This is a genomic window from Pseudomonas sp. D4002 (assembly GCF_013385665.1).
In the GTDB taxonomy this organism is placed as follows: domain Bacteria; phylum Pseudomonadota; class Gammaproteobacteria; order Pseudomonadales; family Pseudomonadaceae; genus Aquipseudomonas.
The window spans coordinates 25,954-46,080 of sequence record NZ_JACAPN010000026.1 but is presented as its reverse complement, the minus strand read 5'-3'; the positions used below and the strand labels follow the sequence as shown (position 1 = coordinate 46,080).

General features: G+C 61.6%; 17 protein-coding genes. 13 read left to right on the top strand and 4 right to left on the bottom strand.

The window, feature by feature from the left end; genetic code table 11:
* Positions 1-46: 46 nt before the first annotated feature.
* Positions 47-643: a TetR/AcrR family transcriptional regulator gene (locus HX824_RS20405; protein WP_177008205.1), complete on the top strand. Its 597-nt coding sequence runs from the start codon at positions 47-49 to the stop codon at positions 641-643.
* A gap of 216 nt (positions 644-859) precedes the next feature.
* On the top strand, positions 860-1,396 hold the full coding sequence (locus HX824_RS20400) for a cysteine hydrolase family protein (protein WP_003210786.1): 537 nt from the start codon (positions 860-862) through the stop codon (positions 1,394-1,396).
* Between the two features lie 15 nt (positions 1,397-1,411).
* Here the strand turns inward: HX824_RS20400 and HX824_RS20395 are convergent, their stop codons facing one another.
* Both HX824_RS20395 and HX824_RS20390 read right to left on the bottom strand, forming a co-directional pair.
* Positions 1,412-1,738, bottom strand: coding sequence for a hypothetical protein (locus tag HX824_RS20395; protein WP_003210784.1), 327 nt, complete (start codon positions 1,736-1,738; stop codon positions 1,412-1,414).
* Positions 1,735-2,220, bottom strand: a complete 486-nt coding sequence (locus tag HX824_RS20390; RefSeq protein WP_177054992.1) for a hypothetical protein — start codon at positions 2,218-2,220, stop codon at positions 1,735-1,737. Before HX824_RS20390 ends, HX824_RS20395 begins: the two co-directional genes overlap by 4 nt.
* A gap of 29 nt (positions 2,221-2,249) precedes the next feature.
* On the opposite strand from HX824_RS20390, the gene HX824_RS20385 reads away from it, so the two are divergent.
* The 6 genes from HX824_RS20385 to HX824_RS20360 all read left to right on the top strand — a co-directional run bounded on the left by HX824_RS20385 (position 2,250) and on the right by HX824_RS20360 (position 9,111).
* A complete protein-coding gene (locus HX824_RS20385) occupies positions 2,250-3,200 on the top strand; it encodes a 2-hydroxyacid dehydrogenase (protein ID WP_177054991.1) in 951 nt (316 codons plus the stop codon).
* 91 nt (positions 3,201-3,291) lie between these two features.
* Positions 3,292-5,148 (top strand): pilus assembly protein TadG-related protein, encoded by a 1,857-nt coding sequence (locus HX824_RS20380; protein ID WP_177054990.1) that lies wholly within the window; start codon positions 3,292-3,294, stop codon positions 5,146-5,148.
* A 130-nt stretch (positions 5,149-5,278) separates the two neighbouring features.
* Entirely contained in the window at positions 5,279-6,346 is a 1,068-nt protein-coding gene (locus HX824_RS20375) for a phosphotransferase family protein (protein ID WP_177054989.1), read from the top strand.
* 19 nt (positions 6,347-6,365) lie between these two features.
* Positions 6,366-7,133: an SDR family oxidoreductase gene (locus HX824_RS20370; protein WP_003210776.1), complete on the top strand. Its 768-nt coding sequence runs from the start codon at positions 6,366-6,368 to the stop codon at positions 7,131-7,133.
* A gap of 59 nt (positions 7,134-7,192) precedes the next feature.
* Entirely contained in the window at positions 7,193-8,626 is a 1,434-nt protein-coding gene (locus tag HX824_RS20365; RefSeq protein ID WP_102604666.1) for a PLP-dependent aminotransferase family protein, read from the top strand.
* Between the two features lie 83 nt (positions 8,627-8,709).
* On the top strand, positions 8,710-9,111 hold the full coding sequence (locus HX824_RS20360; protein WP_177054988.1) for a cupin domain-containing protein: 402 nt from the start codon (positions 8,710-8,712) through the stop codon (positions 9,109-9,111).
* Positions 9,112-9,245: 134 nt separating this feature from the next.
* Here the strand turns inward: HX824_RS20360 and HX824_RS20355 are convergent, their stop codons facing one another.
* Entirely contained in the window at positions 9,246-9,875 is a 630-nt protein-coding gene (locus tag HX824_RS20355) for a DNA-3-methyladenine glycosylase I (RefSeq protein WP_102604667.1), read from the bottom strand.
* 232 nt (positions 9,876-10,107) lie between these two features.
* On the opposite strand from HX824_RS20355, the gene HX824_RS20350 reads away from it, so the two are divergent.
* From HX824_RS20350 to HX824_RS20340, 3 genes are all read left to right on the top strand, one after another.
* Positions 10,108-11,418 (top strand): C4-dicarboxylate transporter DctA, encoded by a 1,311-nt coding sequence (locus HX824_RS20350; protein ID WP_008433031.1) that lies wholly within the window; start codon positions 10,108-10,110, stop codon positions 11,416-11,418.
* A gap of 145 nt (positions 11,419-11,563) precedes the next feature.
* Positions 11,564-12,268, top strand: a complete 705-nt coding sequence (locus HX824_RS20345; protein WP_003212959.1) for a FadR/GntR family transcriptional regulator — start codon at positions 11,564-11,566, stop codon at positions 12,266-12,268.
* 17 nt (positions 12,269-12,285) lie between these two features.
* On the top strand, positions 12,286-12,972 hold the full coding sequence (locus HX824_RS20340; RefSeq protein ID WP_177054987.1) for a GntR family transcriptional regulator: 687 nt from the start codon (positions 12,286-12,288) through the stop codon (positions 12,970-12,972).
* A gap of 196 nt (positions 12,973-13,168) precedes the next feature.
* Here the strand turns inward: HX824_RS20340 and HX824_RS20335 are convergent, their stop codons facing one another.
* On the bottom strand, positions 13,169-18,028 hold the full coding sequence (locus HX824_RS20335) for an NAD-glutamate dehydrogenase (protein ID WP_003212956.1): 4,860 nt from the start codon (positions 18,026-18,028) through the stop codon (positions 13,169-13,171).
* A gap of 468 nt (positions 18,029-18,496) precedes the next feature.
* Here HX824_RS20335 and HX824_RS20330 point away from each other — a divergent pair, with 468 nt between their 5' ends.
* Positions 18,497-18,853, top strand: coding sequence for a hypothetical protein (locus HX824_RS20330; protein WP_003212949.1), 357 nt, complete (start codon positions 18,497-18,499; stop codon positions 18,851-18,853).
* Positions 18,854-19,163: 310 nt separating this feature from the next.
* Entirely contained in the window at positions 19,164-20,123 is a 960-nt protein-coding gene (locus tag HX824_RS20325) for a MoxR family ATPase (RefSeq protein WP_003218556.1), read from the top strand.
* Positions 20,124-20,127 lie beyond the last annotated feature (4 nt).

Here is a 20,127-nt window from a genome sequence, read left to right as displayed (position 1 = left end):
TATGATGCCGCCCATCCCTGCCACCACCTGATCCTGAGAGCCCTCGATGCCACGCGTGTCCCGCAAACAAGCCGAACTCAACCGCGAAATCATCGTCGAGGCCGCCACGCGGCTGTTTCGTGAACGGGGCATCCATGGCATCAGCGTGTCGGACGTGATGGCCGCCGCCGGGCTGACCCATGGCGGTTTCTACGGGCACTTCGAGTCCCGCGAGGCGCTGGCCACGGAAGCCTGCAACCGGGCATTCGAGCAATCGAGCGAGCGCTGGCAGGCCAGGGTCGAGCAAAGCCCTGATCCCGAGGCTGCGCGCCTGGCGTTGATTGATCCGTATCTGTCGGCCGCCAATCGTGACAACCCCGGGGACAGTTGCCCGGTTGCGGCTTTTGCCGGGGAGATGTGCCATGAAGCCGCCGACAGCGCGTTGCAACGCAGCTTTATCCGGGGCTTTGAAGCGTCCATGGGCATCCTGGCCGCTACCCAGGCCACCGGAACCCCCGAAGGTGACCGGCAGGCCGCCATTGCCCAGTACGCGATGATGGTCGGCGCCCTCACCCTGGCACGTGCGACCAAAGGCAACGGCCTGTCTGATGAATTCCTCGCTGCCGCCAGGAATCTCCTGATCCCGGAAAAAAACCTCGGCTGACGCGTTGACAGCCAAACGCCAGCGCCAGCATGATCGGCCCATGAACCTTATTCAGCTGGCCCTCACCCGCACCACCACCACGACCGCTTCCGGCGGGTCGTGTGGTAGCGATGAGTGGCGCGCAAACTAAGCCACCCGGATTTACCCAAGGCCCCGCCAGCAATGGACGGGGCCTTTTTATTGCTCCGCCATCTGGCAAACACAAGGAGCAGCACCATGCCTGACAACAAGCGCCCCGCCCTGCTGATCATCGACATGCAGACCGGTCTGTACGATGGTCCGGAAAAACCCTACGAACGCCAGCGCGTACTCGACAACATCAACCAGCTGATTCAGCGCGCCCGACACGTTGGCGTGCCGGTTTTCGCTGCACGTCACACCGGCCCTGCGGGTTCGCCCATCGAGGTGGGCAGCCCGTTTTGGCAACTATGGCCAGCACTGGAGGTTGATGAAGCTCGCGACACGGTTTTCAATAAAACCCGGCCCAGCTGTTTTCTCGGTACCGAGCTGTCGCAGCAACTGGCGGCGGCACAGGTGAATGAACTGGTGATCGTCGGGATGAAAACCCAGTACTGCATCGACACGACGTGCCGAGTGGCCGTGGAGCTGGGGTTCTCGGTGCTGCTGCCGGAGGATGCCCATACTTGCATGGACACTCCGGCGTTATCGGCCGCATCGATTATCGAGCACCATAACGCAACCTTGGCCGGGGCATTTGTGCAGCGTGTGAAAGCTGACGATATCTGCTTCTAAAGCCTGGAGCTTTACCTAAGCCGAGGTTCTCAATACGTTGCGCAGTTCGCCATTGATCGCGCTCTGCGCAACAGCCAGTTGCTCCACCAGATCACCGGCTGCGTGCGCCGTTAACGCAATCACTGGGCGGTCCCAGTCGTAATTTCTTATTACATTGATGCGGAACCCACCATGGGTATCGAAGGAGGGGTACCAGCCGACATCCAATATAAGCCCACCGGCGTATTCAACCTGAAGCATGTCCTCTTTCAACAGGTGAACCTGACTCTCCATCGCCCCATCCTGCAAGATGGAGAGATCATCATGGGTGACGTTTCCGTCAATAAAGCCTAGTGAGATCAACTTGTTAACCTCCTGAATTCCTGCTCGGAAACCGGATGACCATGTATGACGCCCGCGCTTGACTCAATTCGAACCCAGTAGCTGGGCTTGCCATCACTGGCACCTATGACTTGCGGATACTCCCTGAGTTTCCAGGGTTTTGCATGAGTGCTTGGCACTCCATTTTTATAGGCTTCTCGCTCAAGCTTTTCAATATTTATACCGGGCTTGTATTTGGCCGGGCCGTATCGGGTGCTGCTGACAATATCTTCCCAAGCTAGGTTTTTTGATGGGCTGTGCTTGTAGCCATAAGAGGTCCACTCGACGATTTCGGAGGTGGCAGGAACATGCATCCATGACGTCTCTGCTAAGGAAAGTCGTCGAAGTCTGCTGCAGTAAAAAGGCCTGGGACGAGCGGTCTGGAAAATCAGATTAGGCTGGTGAGAAATGAAATTTTTCTGCGGTAAAGAAACGATCGGGACTACAAATCCCGCATAATCCAAGCCTCTAATCCTTCAGGAAGAACCTTCCGATGCCCGTCACCGTTCTGGTCCTGGTTGAAACCATCAACGACTACCTGCCGATCATCGAAGGCAATGGCTTTCACGTGATTCTTGCGCCCACCCCGGCCGAACGCGCCAAGGCCATCAAGACCCACGGCGGGCAGGTCCAGGCGGTGCTGACCCGTGGCCCGCTGGGCCTGTACGCCGAGGAAATCGCCGCGCTGCCGCTGCTTGAGATCATCTGCGTGATCGGCGCCGGGTATGAACACGTGGACCTGCAAGCCGCCAGCAACCGTGGAATCGTGGTCACCAATGGTGCCGGGGTGAATGCGCCGTCGGTGGCCGACCACGCCATGGCGTTGTTGCTGTGCCTGGTGCGGGACATTCCCCGGGCGGACGCAGCGATACGGCGCAGCGAATGGCCCAAGATAATGCGCCCTTCCCTGGCCGGCAAACAGTTGGGCATTCTCGGCCTGGGCGCCGTGGGCCTGGAAATCGCCAAGCGGGCCGCCCTGGGTTTTGGCATGGAGGTGAGTTATCACAACCGCCAGCCCCGCGAGGACGTGGACTACACCTACTGCGCCACCGCCGTGGAACTGGCGCGGGCCTCGGACTTCCTGATCCTGGCCACCCCGGGCGGCGCCAGCACGCGACATTTGATCGACCGCCAGGCCCTCGACGCACTGGGGCCCAACGGTTTCCTGGTGAACATCGGCCGTGGCAGCGTGGTGGTCACCGCCGACCTGATTACCGCCCTGGAGCAACGGCGCATCGGCGGCGCGGCACTGGACGTGTTCGACGATGAACCCAACGTGCCCGACGCGCTCAAGCGCCTCAGCAATACCGTGCTCACGCCCCACGTCGCCGGCCTGTCGCCGGAAGCCGCCCATGACACCGTGCAGCGCGTGGCGGACAACCTGCTGGAATACTTTGCCGGCCGCCCTGTGCTGACGCCCGTGGCACTGCCTCCGCGAAAATAATGGCCAATAGCCATGAATCCTTGCAAAACCTGACTACACTGCCTGAGGGGATACTCAGGATGCCGGTACTGGACCGGCGAAGGAACGCAGGATGGTTTGCCAAGGACCCGGCTCGGCCCGCCAACGCGGCGCAATAGGACTGATGGGTGCGATGACCCTGGGGATCGCACTGTTGTTCCTGTTGCTGGTGGTCGACAGCGGCCGGCTGTACCTGGAAAAGCGCAAGCTGCAACGGGTTGCCGACACCGCGGCGCTGGAAGTGGTCACCCGCGGCGGCGCCTGCGTGACGCCGAATACCAACGCCGCGCAATTCGCGATCCAAAGCGCAGCCCGCAATGATTTCCCGCTCAACGCAGACCGTACCCTGGCGACCACCTGTGGCACCCTGGTCACCGGGGCTGACTTCATGCGCGCCTTCAGCCCCAATCCCTCAAGGTCCGATGCGATCCAGGTCATCGCCACCCACCGCGTCGTCACCAGTATCGCCAACCGCCTGTTCATGCTGCTCTCCACCGGCCCTTTCGAGCCGACCATCCGGTTGCAGGCAGTGGCCGTGGCCGCCGTGCCCGCGCCACCGGTGGCCGTACTGACCATCCGCAGCACCTTGCTGACCGTGGACAGCACCAAGTCCGCCGCACTCAATGCGTTGATCGGCGGACTGCTGGGGGGCAAATTGCAACTCGACGCGGTGGGCTGGAAGGGCCTGATCAATACCGATATCAACCTGCTCAGTTACCTGGACGCGCTGGCGATTCAATTGAAGGTCAGCGCCGGCAACTACGACGAGTTGCTCAAGACCGACGCCAGCGTCGGCGATCTGATCCAGGCCGCGATAGATGTACTCAAGCTGGGGGGCGATGCGGTCAAGGTGGTGATCAATAACCTGGAAGCGATCAAGCTGATTGCACCCGGCACCAAGATCCTGCACCTGGGCGACCTGCTGACCATCCAGAACGGCACCGACAAGAGCGCCCTGGACGTTAACCTGCAACTGTTCAACCTGATCCAGGGGTTTGTGCAACTGTCGAACAAGTACAACGCGGTCGCGGTGGAGTTGCCGGTGGATGTGCTGGGACTGCTGAATATCACGGTCAAGACCAAGGTCATTGAACCGGCACAGGTTTCCGCCATAGGTAACCCCAAGCTGATCGCCACCCAGCCGATCTACGTCAGGACCGCGCAAGTCAGGACGTTGATCTCGGTGAAACTGCCGGCAATCGGCGCGGTGAACGATTTACTGGGCGGGGTAACGGCGCTGGTGGGCATCTTGTTAGGCAGCTCCTTTGACCCCAAAATCGGCCAGCAAATCGATGTAGCACTGGAAGCCGCCAGCGGCAGCAGCACGGTCACCGGATATCGCTGCAACGGGCCTGCGGACAAAGCCTTGTCGGTGCTCGGTACCACCTCGGCGGTTAGGCTGATGGTGGGCCAGATCGACCCAAAAAACCTGTTTTCCTCCACAGCACCACTGAACGTTGACGAATTCCCATTACTCGACCTTGGGGTGAAGACCTGTAGCAACGGTGTCTGCGATCCCCGGCAACCGTATGGCGTGGGTGGCATCAGCCTGAAGATCGACAGCAGCGTGGCCAAGACCGTCCGGAACCACACTTACCTGTCGCCGCCCGAGTTGAAAAGCCCCCCGGACTACTTCAGTTTCAGTTCCAACAACGTGGTGGGCAGCTTGAGCAACACCCTCAATGGCATCCAGTTGATCAACCATCCACCGACACAGGGCGGACTGATTGGGCTGGTGCTGAACCTGGTGGTCGGCCTGGTCACCGGCGTACTGAATCTGCTCAGCGGCATCATCTCCGGACTGCTCAGCCCGCTCCTCGACCCGCTGGTCAATAACCTGCTCGCCGGCCTGGGCATCGACCTGGCAAAAGTCGAAATCGGTGCCAACCTGTCCTGCAACCCCGGCGGGCGCGCAGTTCTGGTGATCTGAGCACATCAAGCCCGCTGATCATCGGCCAACACGCTAACCTATTAAGCCGCCCCAACCTTGTGGCTTGGCGGCCGCGCGCATTAGATTAGCCAATAGTCCAAGGCCTTAAGAATAAGCAGAAGGGATAAGCATGGCGCTTAATGACCAATCGACCCAGATTCGCCCCGGCGAAGAACTTGATGCCAGCCTCATCGATCCCTACCTCAAGGCCCATATCCCGGGCTTGAGCGGCAGCGTCAAAATCAGCCAGTTCCCCGGGGGTGCCTCCAACCTGACGTACCTGCTGGAATACCCCGGCCAGGAATTCGTGCTGCGCCGCCCGCCCTTTGGCCACAAGGCCAAGTCCGCCCACGACATGGGCCGCGAATACCGGATTCTCAACCAGCTCAAGGACGGTTTCCCGTACTGCCCCAAGGCTTACGTGCACTGCACCGATGAGTCAGTGATCGGTGCCGAGTTCTACGTGATGGAGCGGGTCAACGGGATCATCCTGCGCTCGGACCTGCCGCCGGAACTGGGCCTGGACGCGGCGAAAACCGAAGCCTTGTGCAAAAGCTTTATCGACAAGTTCGTCGAGCTGCACCAGGTCGACTACAGCGCCTGCGGCCTGGCCGACCTGGGCAAGCCCGAAGGTTACGTGGAGCGGCAGATTCGCGGCTGGAGCGACCGCTACGAAAAAGCCCTGACCCCCGACGCCCCAAGCTGGGAAGCGGTACGTGCCTGGCTCAACGACAAGATGCCGGCCGACCACTCCACCTCGAGCATCGTCCACAACGACTACCGCTTCGACAACGTGATCCTCGACCCGCATAACCCGATGCAGATCATCGGCGTGCTGGACTGGGAACTGACCACCCTCGGCGACCCGCTGATGGACCTGGGCAACACCCTCGCCTACTGGATCGAAGCGGCCGACCCGGCCCCGGTGCAACTGATGCGCCGCCAGCCGAGCAACGCCCCCGGCATGCTTACCCGCCGCCAGTTCGTCGACTACTACGCCGAACGCTCCGGGATCCAGATCGACAATTTCGACTTCTACTACACCTACGGCCTGTTCCGCCTGGCCGGCATCGTGCAGCAGATCTACTACCGCTTCTTCCATGGCCAGACCCAGGACAAACGCTTTGCGCAGTTCATTCACATGAACAAGCTGCTTGAGCAGATGAGCCTGAATGTCATCAAACAGTCTTCCCTCTGACCCTCTTCAAGGAAAAACCATGTCCAAGACCCAACTGTTCGACCTCGACGGCAAGATCGCTTTCGTTTCCGGCGCCAGCCGCGGTATCGGTGAGGCCATCGCCAAGTTGCTGGCCCAGCAAGGCGCCCACGTGATCGTGTCGAGCCGCAAGATCGACGGCTGCCAGCACGTGGCCGACGCGATCATCGCCGACGGCGGCAAGGCCACGGCAATTGCCTGCCATATCGGCGAAATGGAACAGATCACCAACGTGTTTGCCGCGATCCGCGAACAGTTCGGCCGCCTGGATATCCTGGTCAACAACGCCGCCACCAACCCGCAGTTCTGCAACGTGCTGGACACCGACCTGGGCGCGTTCCAGAAGACCGTCGACGTGAACATTCGCGGCTACTTCTTCATGTCCGTGGAAGCCGGCAAGCTGATGCGCGAAAACGGCGGTGGCAGCATCATCAACGTGGCCTCGATCAACGGGATTTCGCCGGGTGTGTTCCAGGGCATCTACTCGGTGACCAAGGCCGCCGTGATCAACATGACCAAAGTCTTCGCCAAGGAATGCGCGCCGTTCGGCATTCGTTGCAACGCACTGCTGCCGGGCCTGACCGACACCAAGTTCGCCTCGGCACTGGTGAAGAACGACTCGATCCTGAAAATGGCCCTGGCGCAGATCCCCCTCAAGCGCGTGGCCGACCCGAGCGAGATGGCCGGCGCGGTGCTGTACCTGGCCAGCGATGCGTCGAGCTACACCACCGGTGTATCGCTGAATGTGGACGGTGGTTTCCTGTCCTGATTCGGCTGGCGGGTGACTTGCGGTAATCTTGCGGGTGATTGCTTGCCTCTGGATGAAACATGGAACTGCACGTCGTTATCAAGGGCCGCAAGGACCTGGCCGAACAGCTTTACCAGCAATTGCGCACGGCCATTGAGTCGGGACAACTGGTGGCCGGGTCGCAATTGCCTCCCAGCCGCTTGCTGGCCCTGCAACTGGGCGTGTCGCGCAAGACAGTCTCAGACACCTACGCGGCGCTGACCTACGAAGGGTTGTTGGTCGGCAGGATCGGCCGTGGCACGTTCGTCAACGCCTGGGCCACGCGCCGCGAACACCTGCAAAGTGCCGCCGACCTTGCCTGCGCCGCCAACCTGGCCAAGTGGCAGGCCCTTCCCGCGCCCATGGGTCACCCCAACCGTGAAACCCGCCCGAGCCGGGACTTTATCGGCGGTGCCACCGCCCGCAGCCAGTTCCCCCAGGATGAATGGCGGCGCTGCACCCTCGATGCCTTGCGCCGTATCTCACAGGACAGCGGCTTCTACAGCCGGCCGGAAGGCTTGCCGGCCCTGCGCAGTGCAATCGCCGGGCATATCGCATTTTCCCGTGGGGTCAGGTGCAGCGAAGACGACATCGTAGTCACCAACGGCGCCCAGCAGGCGCTTGACCTGATCGCCCGCGTGGTGCTGGAACCGGGCACCGTCGTCGCCATGGAAGACCCCGGCTACACCCCGGTGCGACTGATGTTCGACGCCATGGGGGCGACCGTGGTGGGCGTGCCGGTGGACGAACACGGCCTGCGGGTCGACTTGATTCCCGACGGCACGCGGCTGATCTACGTGACACCGTCCCATCAGTTCCCCCTGGGCATGCCCATGAGCGTGCCGCGCCGTGAGGCGTTGCTGGCACGTGCGCTGGCGTTGGGCGCCATCGTGATCGAGGATGACTACGACAGCGAATTCCGCTACGAGGGCCGCCCCACCGACTCCCTGCAAAGCATGGACACCCGCGGCGTGGTCGCCTACGTCGGGACCTTCTCCAAAACCCTGCTGCCGGAGTTGCGCCTGGGCTACACGGTGTTGCCGCCGGCGATTTTCGGCGCGGTGCTCAAGGCCAAGCAACTCACCGACCAGCACAGCTCCACCCTGCCGCAATGGGCCCTGGCCAAGTTCATCAGCGAAGGCTACCTGCTCAAGCACATTCGGCGCTGCCATGGGGTATATGCCGGGCGCCGGGAACGGATTCTGCAGCGCCTGGCGGGGGACCTCTCGCCGTGGTTCGACGTGGTGCCCACCGTGGCCGGGTTCCATCTGGCCGCACTGTGCAAGGTGCCGGTGAATATTCCGCAGCTCACCCAATTGGCACGGGAGGCTGACGTGGGGCTCTATCCGCTGAGCGTGTTTTTCCACGACACACCGGTACGCGAGGGACTGAAGATCGGGTTTGGCGCGATCGAAACCCTGGACATTGACCCGGCGCTGGACGTGGTGCGGGATATCCTGCGACAGATTGGCTGAGGGAATTTCCGCCGGATTGGCTATTGGTCAAATCCGGATCGGGGCCTAGGGTGAACGGGTCTCGACTCACTCGGAGCCTCACCATGAAAGTACTGCTCGGCACCACCCTGCTGCTGGCCTCGTTAAGCGCCTTTGCCCACGACCCGGTGTACAACCAGGAAAAGATCAACGTGTTGCAGGAACACGCCCTGGCCAACGTCCCCGGCAAGAAAACCGTGATGCTCACCGTGGACTACGCCCCGGGCCAGGCCACCGTGCCCCATAGCCACACCGGCACGGCCGTGGCCTATGTGCTGGAAGGTGCAATCATCTCGCGGGTCAACGATGAAAAGGCGATCACCTACAAGGTCGGCCAGTCGTTCTATGAACCTGCCGGCTCGCGGCACTTTGAATCCAGCAATGCCAGCCAGACCCAACCGGCGAAACTGCTGGTAGTGATGGTGATGGATGACAAGGCCGACGTGCTCACGCCGCTGCCCCACTAACCCGCGCCACCGCACCCTCCTGTGGGAGCTGGCTTGCCTGCGATGGCGGTGCATCAGACACAGTTGTGTTTGCTGATCCACCGCCATCGCCGGCAAGCCAGCTCCCACAGTTTTAACCGCGCACAGTCAGTGGCTCAGGGTCGTTTGAAGTGGTGGCGCAGGTGTTCGATTCGAGGCCGGCAGGTACAGCCTTCAAGGTGGTCGTTGACCATGCCCATCGCCTGCATGAACGCATACATCGTGGTCGGGCCCACATAGCTCCAGCCACGCTTTTTCAGGGCCTTGGACAAGCGCGTTGACGCGGCTGACGTGGGGTTGGCCGTCCAGTACGCCATGTCCACCACGGCCGGGCGCTCATCGGCGGCCGGTTCAAACGACCACAACCACGCCGCCAGCGAGCCGGTCTCATCCACCAGCTCACAGGCGCGCCGGGCGTTGTTGATGGTGGACACGATCTTGGCGCGATTGCGCACGATGCCCGGGTCGGCCATCAATCGCTCGATGTCCTGCTCGGTGTACTGCGCCACCCGGCGAAAATCAAAGCCCTCGAACGCCCGCCGAAACGCCTCGCGCTTGCGCAGGATGGTGATCCACGCCATGCCGGCCTGAAAACCTTCCAGGCAAATCTTCTCGTACAGCGCAATGTCATCGGCCACCGGCACGCCCCATTCGTGGTCGTGGTAATCCGGGTACTCCGGCGCCGCCGTGCGCCACGTACAGCTGGTGACGCCCGCCGCGTCCGTGATCAATCCTGGAATATCCATAACTCACCCTGTGAACCAAGCCCGGGATGATAAGCGAAAAAAATTCCGGGCCGCCAACCGCTCAAGTACGAACCTTGCGGACCAACTGGTCAGACCGGGACCTGCCATCCGCATAATATTTACTTGCGACTTGAAAAAAACCGAGCGTAGACTGGCCCCGCACTGGACATACCGGTCAGACCACAACAATTAAGCCCTGGACCCACCAGGGCACCGAATAGAGATCCTTCCCATGCTCAGATGGTGCTCGCGTTCGATTTTCCTGCAAGTCGTGATTGGCCTGGTGATCGGCATAATCTGCGGCCTCGCCCTCCCTGAATTCTCCTCGCAACTCAAACCCCTGGGTGACGGCTTCATCAAGCTGATCAAAATGCTGATTGGCCTGATCGTCTTCTGCGTGGTGGTCAGCGGTATTTCCGGTGCCGGCGACTTGAAGAAAGTCGGGCGCATCGGCCTCAAGTCGGTGATCTACTTTGAAGCACTGACCACCGTGGCCCTGGTGATCGGCCTGATCATGGCCTTCAGCACCGGGATCGGCACCGGCGCCAATATCCACCTGGAGCAACTGTCGTCTGCCGGCCTGAATGAACTGGCAGACCGCGGCCAACACATCAAGGGCACCAGCCAGTTCCTGATGGACCTGATCCCCAACTCGGTGATCGGCGCCTTCGCGGACAACAACGTGCTGCAAGTGCTGTTGTTCTCGGTGTTGTTCGGCAGCGCACTGAACCTGGTGGGCGAAGCCGCTTCCGGCATCTCGCGGTTGATCAACGAGCTGAGCCACGTGATCTTCCGCATCATGGGCATGATCGTGCGCCTGGCGCCCATCGGCGTGTTCGGCGCCATCGCCTTCACCACCAGCACCTACGGCCTGGATTCCCTGCAACACCTGGGCAGCCTGGTGGGCCTGTTCTACCTTACGTGCTTCCTGTTCGTCGCGGTGATTCTGGGGCTGGTGATGCGCCTGTCGGGCCTGCGGATGATGCCGCTGCTCAAGTACCTGCGGGAAGAACTGTTGATCGTGATGGGCACCGCGTCCTCCGATGCCGTGTTGCCACAGATCATGCGTAAACTGGAGCACCTCGGGATTGGCAGCTCCACCGTGGGCCTGGTGATTCCGACGGGGTACTCGTTCAACCTCGACGGTTTCTCCATCTACCTGACCCTGGCCATCGTGTTTATCGCCAATGCCACCGGCACACCGCTGTCGATGACCGACCTGCTGACCATCCTGCTGGTGTCGCTGATCACCTCCAAGGGCGCCCACGGGATTCCGGGTTCGGCACTGGTGATTCTGGCGGCGACACTCACCGCAATCCCGGCGATTCCGGTGGTGGGCCTGGTGCTGGTGCTGGCGGTGGACTGGTTCATGGGCATTGGCCGGGCGCTGACCAACCTGATCGGCAACTGCGTCGCCACCGTGGCCATCGCCCGCTGGGAAAAAGACATCGATATCCAGCGCGCCAACAAGGTGCTGGACGGTCAACAAGGGTATGCCTTCCAGGCCAAGAAACCGGTGCTGCCCGCCCACCAAGAGTTCTGATGAGACAGACTCACCCCCTGTGGCGAGGGAGCTTGCTCCCGCTGGGGCGCGAAGCGGCCCCAAAAAATGGGCCTGCTGCGCAGTCCAGCGGGAGCAAGCTCCCTCGCCACACAAAGCAGACAGTTCAATTTAAAGGGAGCCACACGTGATTACCTCGTCAACCGTCGTCAATTCAGTGGTAGAAAAACTGCGCGCCGCCCTGGCGAGGGGTCAGTGGCGGCGCGGCGAGATGCTGCCCGGCCAGCGTGAACTGGCCGAGCAAATGGGCATCAGCCGCCCGAGCCTGCGCGAAGCGGTGATCGTGCTGGAAACCCTCGGCCTGGTACGCTCCATGCCCGGCAAGGGCGTGGTGGTGCTGGAAACCACCCTCAGCGAATCCCAGGCCCAGGACAGCGGCGTGGCCGACGCCAGCCTCGAAGACATCCTGCAACTGCGCTACACCCTCGAGCCCTTTATCGTCGGCCTGGTGGCGCAATCCATCAGCAGCAAGGAAGTCGGGCAACTGCGCCTGACCCTGATGGACATGCGCGAAGCCCTCGACGCCGGCGACAGCGAAGCCGGGATGAACGCCTACATCGCGTTCCACGAAGAACTGTTCGCCCTGACCTCCAACCCGATCTTCCAGAACGTGGTGCAACAGACCAGCAACGCCCTCAAGCAAAGCGCCCAGGTGCTGCGCAACTCCCCCGAACACCTGGCGGAACGCTTGCAGGAAAACGACGCCGTGGTGCGCGCGATCCGCAACAAGAACAGCGCCCTGGCCAGCGCCGAAATGCGCCGGCATATCCTGCAGGAAGGCTTGCGCATGGGCATTCGCTTGAACATCCCGGATGACCATCTGGGTAGCTGACTTCCAGGAGACCGCGCATGACCGCTCACGCCCTGCACACCCCTTTCCCCTTTACGCCGTTGCGCCTGGTGGGCAAGCCGAAACTCTCGGTGGACGACATCTACCCGGCACTGTTCGACGCCATTCTCGAGCAACGCATCGCCCCCGCCAGCCGTTTTACCGAGGAGAGCCTCGGGCAAAGTTTTGGCGTCAGCCGCAGCGTGATTCGCCGGGTGCTGGCGCGGCTGTCGCACCAGCAAGTGATCATCCTGCGGCCCAACCACCGCGCCCAGGTGGCGGCACCGGATGCACAACAGACCCAGCAGATTCTCGAGGCGCGGCGCCTGACGGAAATCACCGTGGTGCAGTTGGCGTGTGCCCAGGCGAAACCGGCGCAGATCCGCCAACTGCGGGAGTTGATCGCACGGGAGCGCGACTGCATCGAGCGTGACGAACGTGGCCCGGCGATTCGCCTTTCCGGGGAATTTCACCTGCAATTGGCGGCAATTGCGGGCAACGCGCCGCTGGCACAGTTTCTCAACAGCCTGGTGCCGCTGACCTCATTGGCGATTGCGCAGTTTGAGGCCAAGGCTTGCACGTATTGTGCGTGGCAGGAACATAGGGCGATTGTGGAGGCGGTGGAGCATGGCGATGCCGGCAAAGCCGTCAACTTGATGACCCTGCATCTGGATCATCTGGAAGCCAAGCTACTACGCAGCAATTGATCACACTGTTTTAACCTGTGGCGAGGGAGCTTGCTCCCGCTGGGACGCACAGCGGCCCCAAAAACGGGACTGCTGCGCAGCCCAACGGGAGCAAGCTCCCTCGCCACAAGTTGAGATAACACGCCGATAATCAAATGCAAAAAAGCCCGATATCTTTCGATACCGGGCTTTTGGTTTTACCGCTCAATCAAGCCAGTTACAGCACCGATTGACCGCTCATCGCCAGGTCCAGCAACTCACGGTTGGCTACCGCGTACATGGCGTAGTCCGTGCCGACTGCAGCACGAATCTCCACCATCATGGTGCGCCAGCGATCAGCCATGTCCTGGTGCTGCTCAAGCCACAGGGCCACGCGGGCTTCCATGTCTTCTGGCGCATCGGCCATTTGCAGTACGGAAATGGTGATCGCCCGTTGCTGCCAATCCACGTCATCGCGGAAGGCTTCGCGGGCCTGGGCCTGCCAGTTGTTGCCCACGGGCAGGCTGCTGATCTGCTGCAGGTACCACGGCAAGTCCAGGGCGCTGCCGACGGCGAAGTAAGCCTTCGCGACGTCTGCCGCACTCTGGCCTGTCACGTCGGCGGCTTCGATGATTGGCAGCAGGGTGTACAGGTGGGTAGTGCCTGCAACCATGCGCGCCAACAACTCCGGCACACCGGCTTCGACGTAAGCCTGGTAACGGTTCTGCCAACCTTCGCGGGTCGGGCCTTCCAGCAGTTCGTCGAGCTTGAGGCCCAGCGCGGCAAGGTGCGGACCGAAGTGCGCAACATCACGCCCCGCATCCTGTTCGTTGCGACGGCTGCGCAGGAACCAGCGCGTGGCACGGCGGCCCAGGCGCATCAGCTCGTCCATCAGCTCCAGTTGCACGTCGGCCGAGACCTGGTGGTCCAGGGCTTCGATCTGACGGAACCAGTGCGGGAGGTGGAAGATGTCTCGCACGATCACGTAGGCGCCCGCCACGTTCGCCGGGCTCATGCCGGTGGACTCTTTGAGGCGCTGAACGAAGGTGATGCCCATGTGGTTGACCAGGTCGTTGGCGATCTGGGTGCTGACGATCTCGCGCTTCAGACGGTGGCGACGCATGGCTTCGGAGAACTTCGCCACCAGGCTCGGCGGGAAAGCGGTCTCCATGTCACGGGTCAGGTAGTCGTCATCCGGCACCAGGGATTTGAGCAACGCTTCCTTGAGGTCGATCTTGCTGTAGGAGATCAGTACCGACAGCTCCGGACGGGTCAGGCCCTTGCCCGCAGCGGCGCGCTCGTTGAGCTGCTCCTCGGTCGGCAGGTACTCGATGGCACGGTCCAGCTTGCCACGGCCTTCCAGGTCGCTCATCAGGCGCTTGTACTCGGCCACGCGCTCGAAGGCTTTGCGGGCAGCCAGGGACAGGGCCTGGGTTTGCTTGTAGTTGTTGCCCAACACCAGGCTGCCGACTTCGTCGGTCATGCTCGCCAGCAACTGGTTGCGCTGCTTGTCGGTCATGTCACCGGCCTGCACCACTTCGTTGAGCAGGATCTTGATGTTCACTTCGTGGTCGGAGCAGTCCACACCACCGGCGTTGTCGATGAAGTCAGTGTTGGAACCGCCGCCATTGAGGCCGAATTCCACACGACCCAGCTGCGTCATGCCGAGGTTACCGCCCTCGCCCACCACCTTGCAGCGCAGCTCGTTGCCATTGACGCGCAGGGCGTCGTTGGCCTTGTCGCCCACATCGGCGTGGCTCTCGGTGCTGGCCTTGACGTAGGTGCCGATACCGCCGTTCCACAACAGGTCCACCGGCGCCTTGAGCAAGGCATTCAGCAGTTCGGTCGGGGTCAGCTTGTCGGCCTGGATGTCGAAGCGTTCTTTCATCTGTGGCGAGATGGCAATGCTCTTCGCGCTGCGCGAGAAGATACCGCCGCCTTCGGACATGATGCTGGTGTCGTAGTCGGTCCAGGCCGAGCGCGGCAGGTCGAACAGGCGCTGACGTTCAGCGAAGCTGTTGGCCGGGTTCGGGTTTGGATCGATGAAGATGTGCAGGTGGTTGAAGGCGGCGACCAGTTGCAGCTTGTCGGACATCAACAGGCCGTTGCCGAACACGTCGCCAGCCATGTCGCCCACGCCCACCACGGTGATGCTGTCTTGCTGGACGTTGATGCCGCGCTCACGGAAGTGACGCTGCACCCCCACCCACGCGCCCTTGGCGGTGATGCCCATTTTCTTGTGGTCGTAACCGGCAGAACCACCGGAAGCGAACGCATCACCCAGCCAGAAGCCGTAGTCGATGGCGATGCCGTTGGCGATGTCGGAGAAGGTCGCAGTGCCCTTGTCCGCTGCTACTACCAGGTACGGGTCATCGTTGTCGTGGCGCACCACGTTCAACGGTGGCACCAGGGCGCCGTCTTTCAGGTTGTCGGTAATGTCCAACAGGCCGGAAATGAAGATGCGGTAGCAGGCGATGCCCTCGGCCGCGATCTCGTCCCGGCTGCCGCCCAATGGCAGACGACGCGGCAGGAAACCGCCCTTGGCGCCCACCGGCACGATCACCGAGTTCTTCACTTGCTGGGCTTTTACCAGGCCCAGCACTTCAGTGCGGAAGTCTTCTTCACGGTCGGACCAGCGCAGGCCGCCGCGAGCGACGTTGCCAAAGCGCAGGTGCACGCCTTCAACCCGAGGCGAGTAGACGAAGATTTCAAACTTCGGCACCGGCTTGGGCAGCTCAGGAATAGCGTGCGGGTTGAACTTGAAGCTGAAGTACGACTTGTTCTGGCCGTTGGCGTCAGCCTGGTAGAAGTTGGTCCGCAGGGTGGCCTTGATCAGGTCCAGGTAGCGACGCAGGATGCGGTCTTCGTTGAGCACCTGAACGTCGTCCAGGGCCGTGAGGATCGCTTGTTCCAGGCGTTGCTGCTTGTCTTCGAGGTCTTCGGCGGTGAGCTTGCGCGCCAGGTAGAAACGGGTCTTGAACAACCGGGTCAACTCGCGGGCGATGTCGGTGTGGTTGTTCAGGGTGCTGGCGATGTAACCCAGGTCGAAGCCCAGGCGAATCTGCTTCAGGTAACGGGCGTAGGCACGCAGCAGCGCCACGTCGCGCCATGGCAGGCCGGCCGTCAGCACCAGACGGTTGAACGCATCGTTTTCGGCATCGCCGTGCACGATATGCACGAATGCGTCCTGCAGGGTGTCGTTCAATTGCTGGATATCGAGGTTCACACCTTCGGCGGCGATGAACGCGAAATCGTGAATCCAGAACTCGCGGCCATTGGCATGACGCAGGCGGTACGGGAATTCACCCAGGACACGCAGGCCGAGGTTTTCCAGGATCGGCAGCACATCGGACAGCGCCAGCGGCGTATCGGCATGATACAGCTTGCAATGCAGCTCGCGCTGGCCGGAAACCTGGCCCAGCGGCTGATAGAAGCTCATCACCAGCGGGTTGGCTTCGGTCAGGCTGAGCAAGTGCTGCATGTCGACCACGGCCGAATGCGCGGCGAAACGCTCGCGGTAGCCGGCCGGGAAACCTTTCGGGAAATCAGCCAGCACGTTGGTGCCATGGGCTTCGCCGAAGCTTTCCACCACCAGGCTGGAGTAGTCGTCCTGCCAGCTGCGGCAGGCCTGCACCACTTCTTTTTCCAGTTGCAGCGGGTCGATGTCCAGGCGGTTCTTCGGGTCTACCCGCAGGATCAACTGCACACGAGCCAGTACGGACTCGGAGAAGAACGTCCAGAACTCGCAGTCCGAGGCTTTCAGGCGATCCATCAGCACTTGCTGGATCTTCTGGCGCACCTCGGTGGAATAGATGTCCCGCGGCACGTAGGCCAGGCAGTAGCAGAAGCGGCCGTACGGGTCTTTGCGCAGGAACACGCGGATCTTGTTGCGCTCCTGGATCTGCACGATCGACATCACGGTGCTGAACAGCTCGTCCACCGGGGTCTGGAACAGATCATCGCGGGGCAGAACCTCGACCACCTGGGCCAGTTCCTTGCCCAAATGCGCCTTGGCCTGGAAGCCCGAGCGACGCTCGATTTCCGTCACCTTGCGACGGATGTAAGGAATCACCCGCACGCTTTCGCCGTACACCGAGGAGGTGTAGAGGCCCATGAAGCGGCATTCCTTGATGACCTTGCCGTCGGCGTCGATCTGGCGGATCGACACGTAGTCCGGGTAGGCCGGGCGGTGCACGCGGCTTGGGTGTGCAGCCTTGGCGAACGACAGCACGGCCGGCTCACGCAGGTAGTTCACCGCGTAGTCTTCGATGCGCAGCTCGTCGGCCGTCAGGCCCGGGCGCAGCAGTTTGGTCAGACCGAGGAACGAGTTGGCGTCATATTCGATATGACCGCCGTCCGCCTCGTCACGTACCACGAACTCTTCGTAGCCGAGGAAGGTGAAGTGGTTGCCCACCAGCCATTCCAGGAAGCTCTTGATCTCGGCTTTTTCTTCGCCGTCGATCACGTACGGGCTGGCGTCGATACCGGCCAGCAGCTCCTGGACCTTGGCTTTCATCGGTTCGAAATCGGCGACTGCAACGCGCACTTCGCCCAGTACCTGCTCAAGTTCCTTGCTCAGGACACTCAGCTCGGCGGCGTTGGCGCAACGGTCGATTTCCAGGTACATCAGCGATTCTTGCTGAACGTCTTCGCCCTGGGTGCCTTTGGGCAGGATTTCCAGCAGTTCGCCCTTCTTGCCACGACGCACGCTGAGTACGGTGGTTTGCAGGGTGTGGATGCTGTAGCCACGGCGGTTCAGCTCGGTACGCACCGAGTCCACCAGGAATGGCAGGTCGTGGTGCAGCACTTCGACCGCGGTGTGGGTCGATTGCCAGCCATGACGTTCGTAATCGGGGTTGTAGACCCGCACTTGCGGTTGGTTGTGATCAAAGCGCTCAAGCAGGCGCCAGGCAGACAGGGTGCAACCGGCCAGGTCGGACAAGCGACGCTGGGTCAGTTCATCCAGGGAAATGATGCCGAAGAATTGTTCAGCGAACAGCGCCACTTGTGGCAGTGCCTGTTCACTGATGTGCTGCGCCAGTGCCGCTTGCAGTTGGTGCTGGAAGTCGGCTTTGCTGGCTGCGGTGAAGAACGCCATCTGTGGTACTCCGCTTGGGCTTGTTATTGATGGAAGCGTCGCGTGTTATCCCCTTGCGGGGAGACCGTCAGCTCTGTTCGCGGTCTACAGTAACGAATTCAGAGTGACAGGTGGGTGAAGCTGGACAAGACAATGAGGTCACATTCAACTTCCATAAGATGCGCACCTTGCCAGGTGACGGTACGACGGGCAGGTCAGACTCCTGGCGAGGCACATCCGTTGCGCAGCTTAACGAGTGTAGGAAGCAAGCTGCTTGCGACGCTGCGACATATTCGGTCATCGGCACGCTGCCGGCGGGTTGCGACTTGGGCAACCGGGTGTTTTCGGAGAAATCCCGGGGCGCCGAGTACCGGAAATGACTGATATTGCCCGCCAGGTCATGCCACAAGGTCTGACACACGATGCAGCACAAAATTCGCCGCAATGGCACAATTGCCCTGCTTCGCCCTCCCCCAGACAGGATTAACCATGCCATTGCAACTCACCACCGCCCACCTGATCGTCAACCCGTGCGATGACGAAGAAGACAACATGGCCATGCTCTGCTGCCACGGCGACAAGGGCGAGATGTTCATGGTGACCCGTTATCCGGACGAGGACGAGGTGGAAGTCACCTGGGATTACGAGCCGTCGACCCTGGACGGGCTGAAGATCACCCTGAGTGCCACGACACTGTTGGTGGAGATTGGCGCGGCGGATGCCGATGCATTGGGCGGCCACGATCAATTGGCAATCACCCACGGCACCGCCGAGTCGGATCTGGCCGAAGTGGAAGAAACCCTGCAGAACATTCTCAAGGGCACCGGGACCTATATCCGGGCCTAGTTGCCAAACCCGCACAATGTGGCGAGGGAGCTTGCTCCCGCTGGGCTGCGAAGCGGCCCCAATCCAGCCAACTGCGTTCTGCCTGGAAAAACTCGGCAGCCTTGCTGGGGCTGCTGCGCAACCCAGCGGGAGCAAGCTCCCTCGCCACAAAGGCAGGCGCCTATCGGAAAAAACCTCAGACATTTCCCACATTTCCCGAAAAATACCCCCCGCGCCGTTAGTCTCCACCCCCTCCGATGCATTAAAGTAACGCCCCCAGGCCTGGCATTTTTCGCAATGCCCAGTCTCACCTCTCCAGGAACCGTCATCGATGGAACATCGTGAAGCGCTGCTTGCGCTGCGAACCTTTCTTTCAACGCAGATTCTCGGCCAGGAAAAACTCATCGAGCGCTTGCTCATTGCCCTGCTCGCCGATGGCCATATGCTGGTTGAAGGCGCTCCCGGGCTGGCCAAGACCAAGGCCATCAAGGAGCTTGCCGAAGGGATCGAGGCCCAGTTCCATCGCATCCAGTTCACCCCCGACCTGCTGCCCGCCGACATCACCGGCACCGAGATCTATCGCCCGGAAACCGGCAGTTTCGTGTTCCAGCAAGGCCCGATCTTCCACAACCTGGTGCTGGCGGACGAAATCAACCGTGCCCCGGCCAAGGTGCAGTCGGCATTGCTCGAAGCCATGGCCGAGCGCCAGGTCAGCGTGGGGCGCAGCACTTACGAGTTGTCGCCATTGTTCCTGGTGATGGCCACGCAAAACCCGATCGAGCAGGAAGGCACCTACCCGCTGCCCGAAGCCCAGCTCGACCGTTTCCTGATGCACGTGAAAATCGGCTTCCCCGATGCCGCCGTCGAGCGCCGCATCCTGCAGCAGGCCCGTGGCGAAGCCCTCAACGGTGAAACCAAGCCCGAGCGACGCGTCAGCCAGCAGGCGATCTTCGCCGCGCGCAAGGAAATCCTCGGCCTGTACATGGCCGATGCGGTGGAGGAATACCTGGTGCAACTGGTCATGGCCACTCGCACCCCGGCCAAGTTCGATCCGGAAATGGCCGAATGGATTGCCTATGGCGCCAGCCCTCGTGGCTCGATTGCCCTGGACCGCTGCGCCCGGGCCCACGCCTGGCTGGCCGGCCGCGATTTCGTCAGCCCGGAAGACATCCAGGCGGTGCTGTTCGACGTGCTGCGCCACCGCATCATTCTGTCGTTCGAGGCCGAAGCGGCCGGCATCGACCAGGACCGCGTGGTGCAACGCATTCTCGACGTCGTTGCCGTCGCTTGACGTC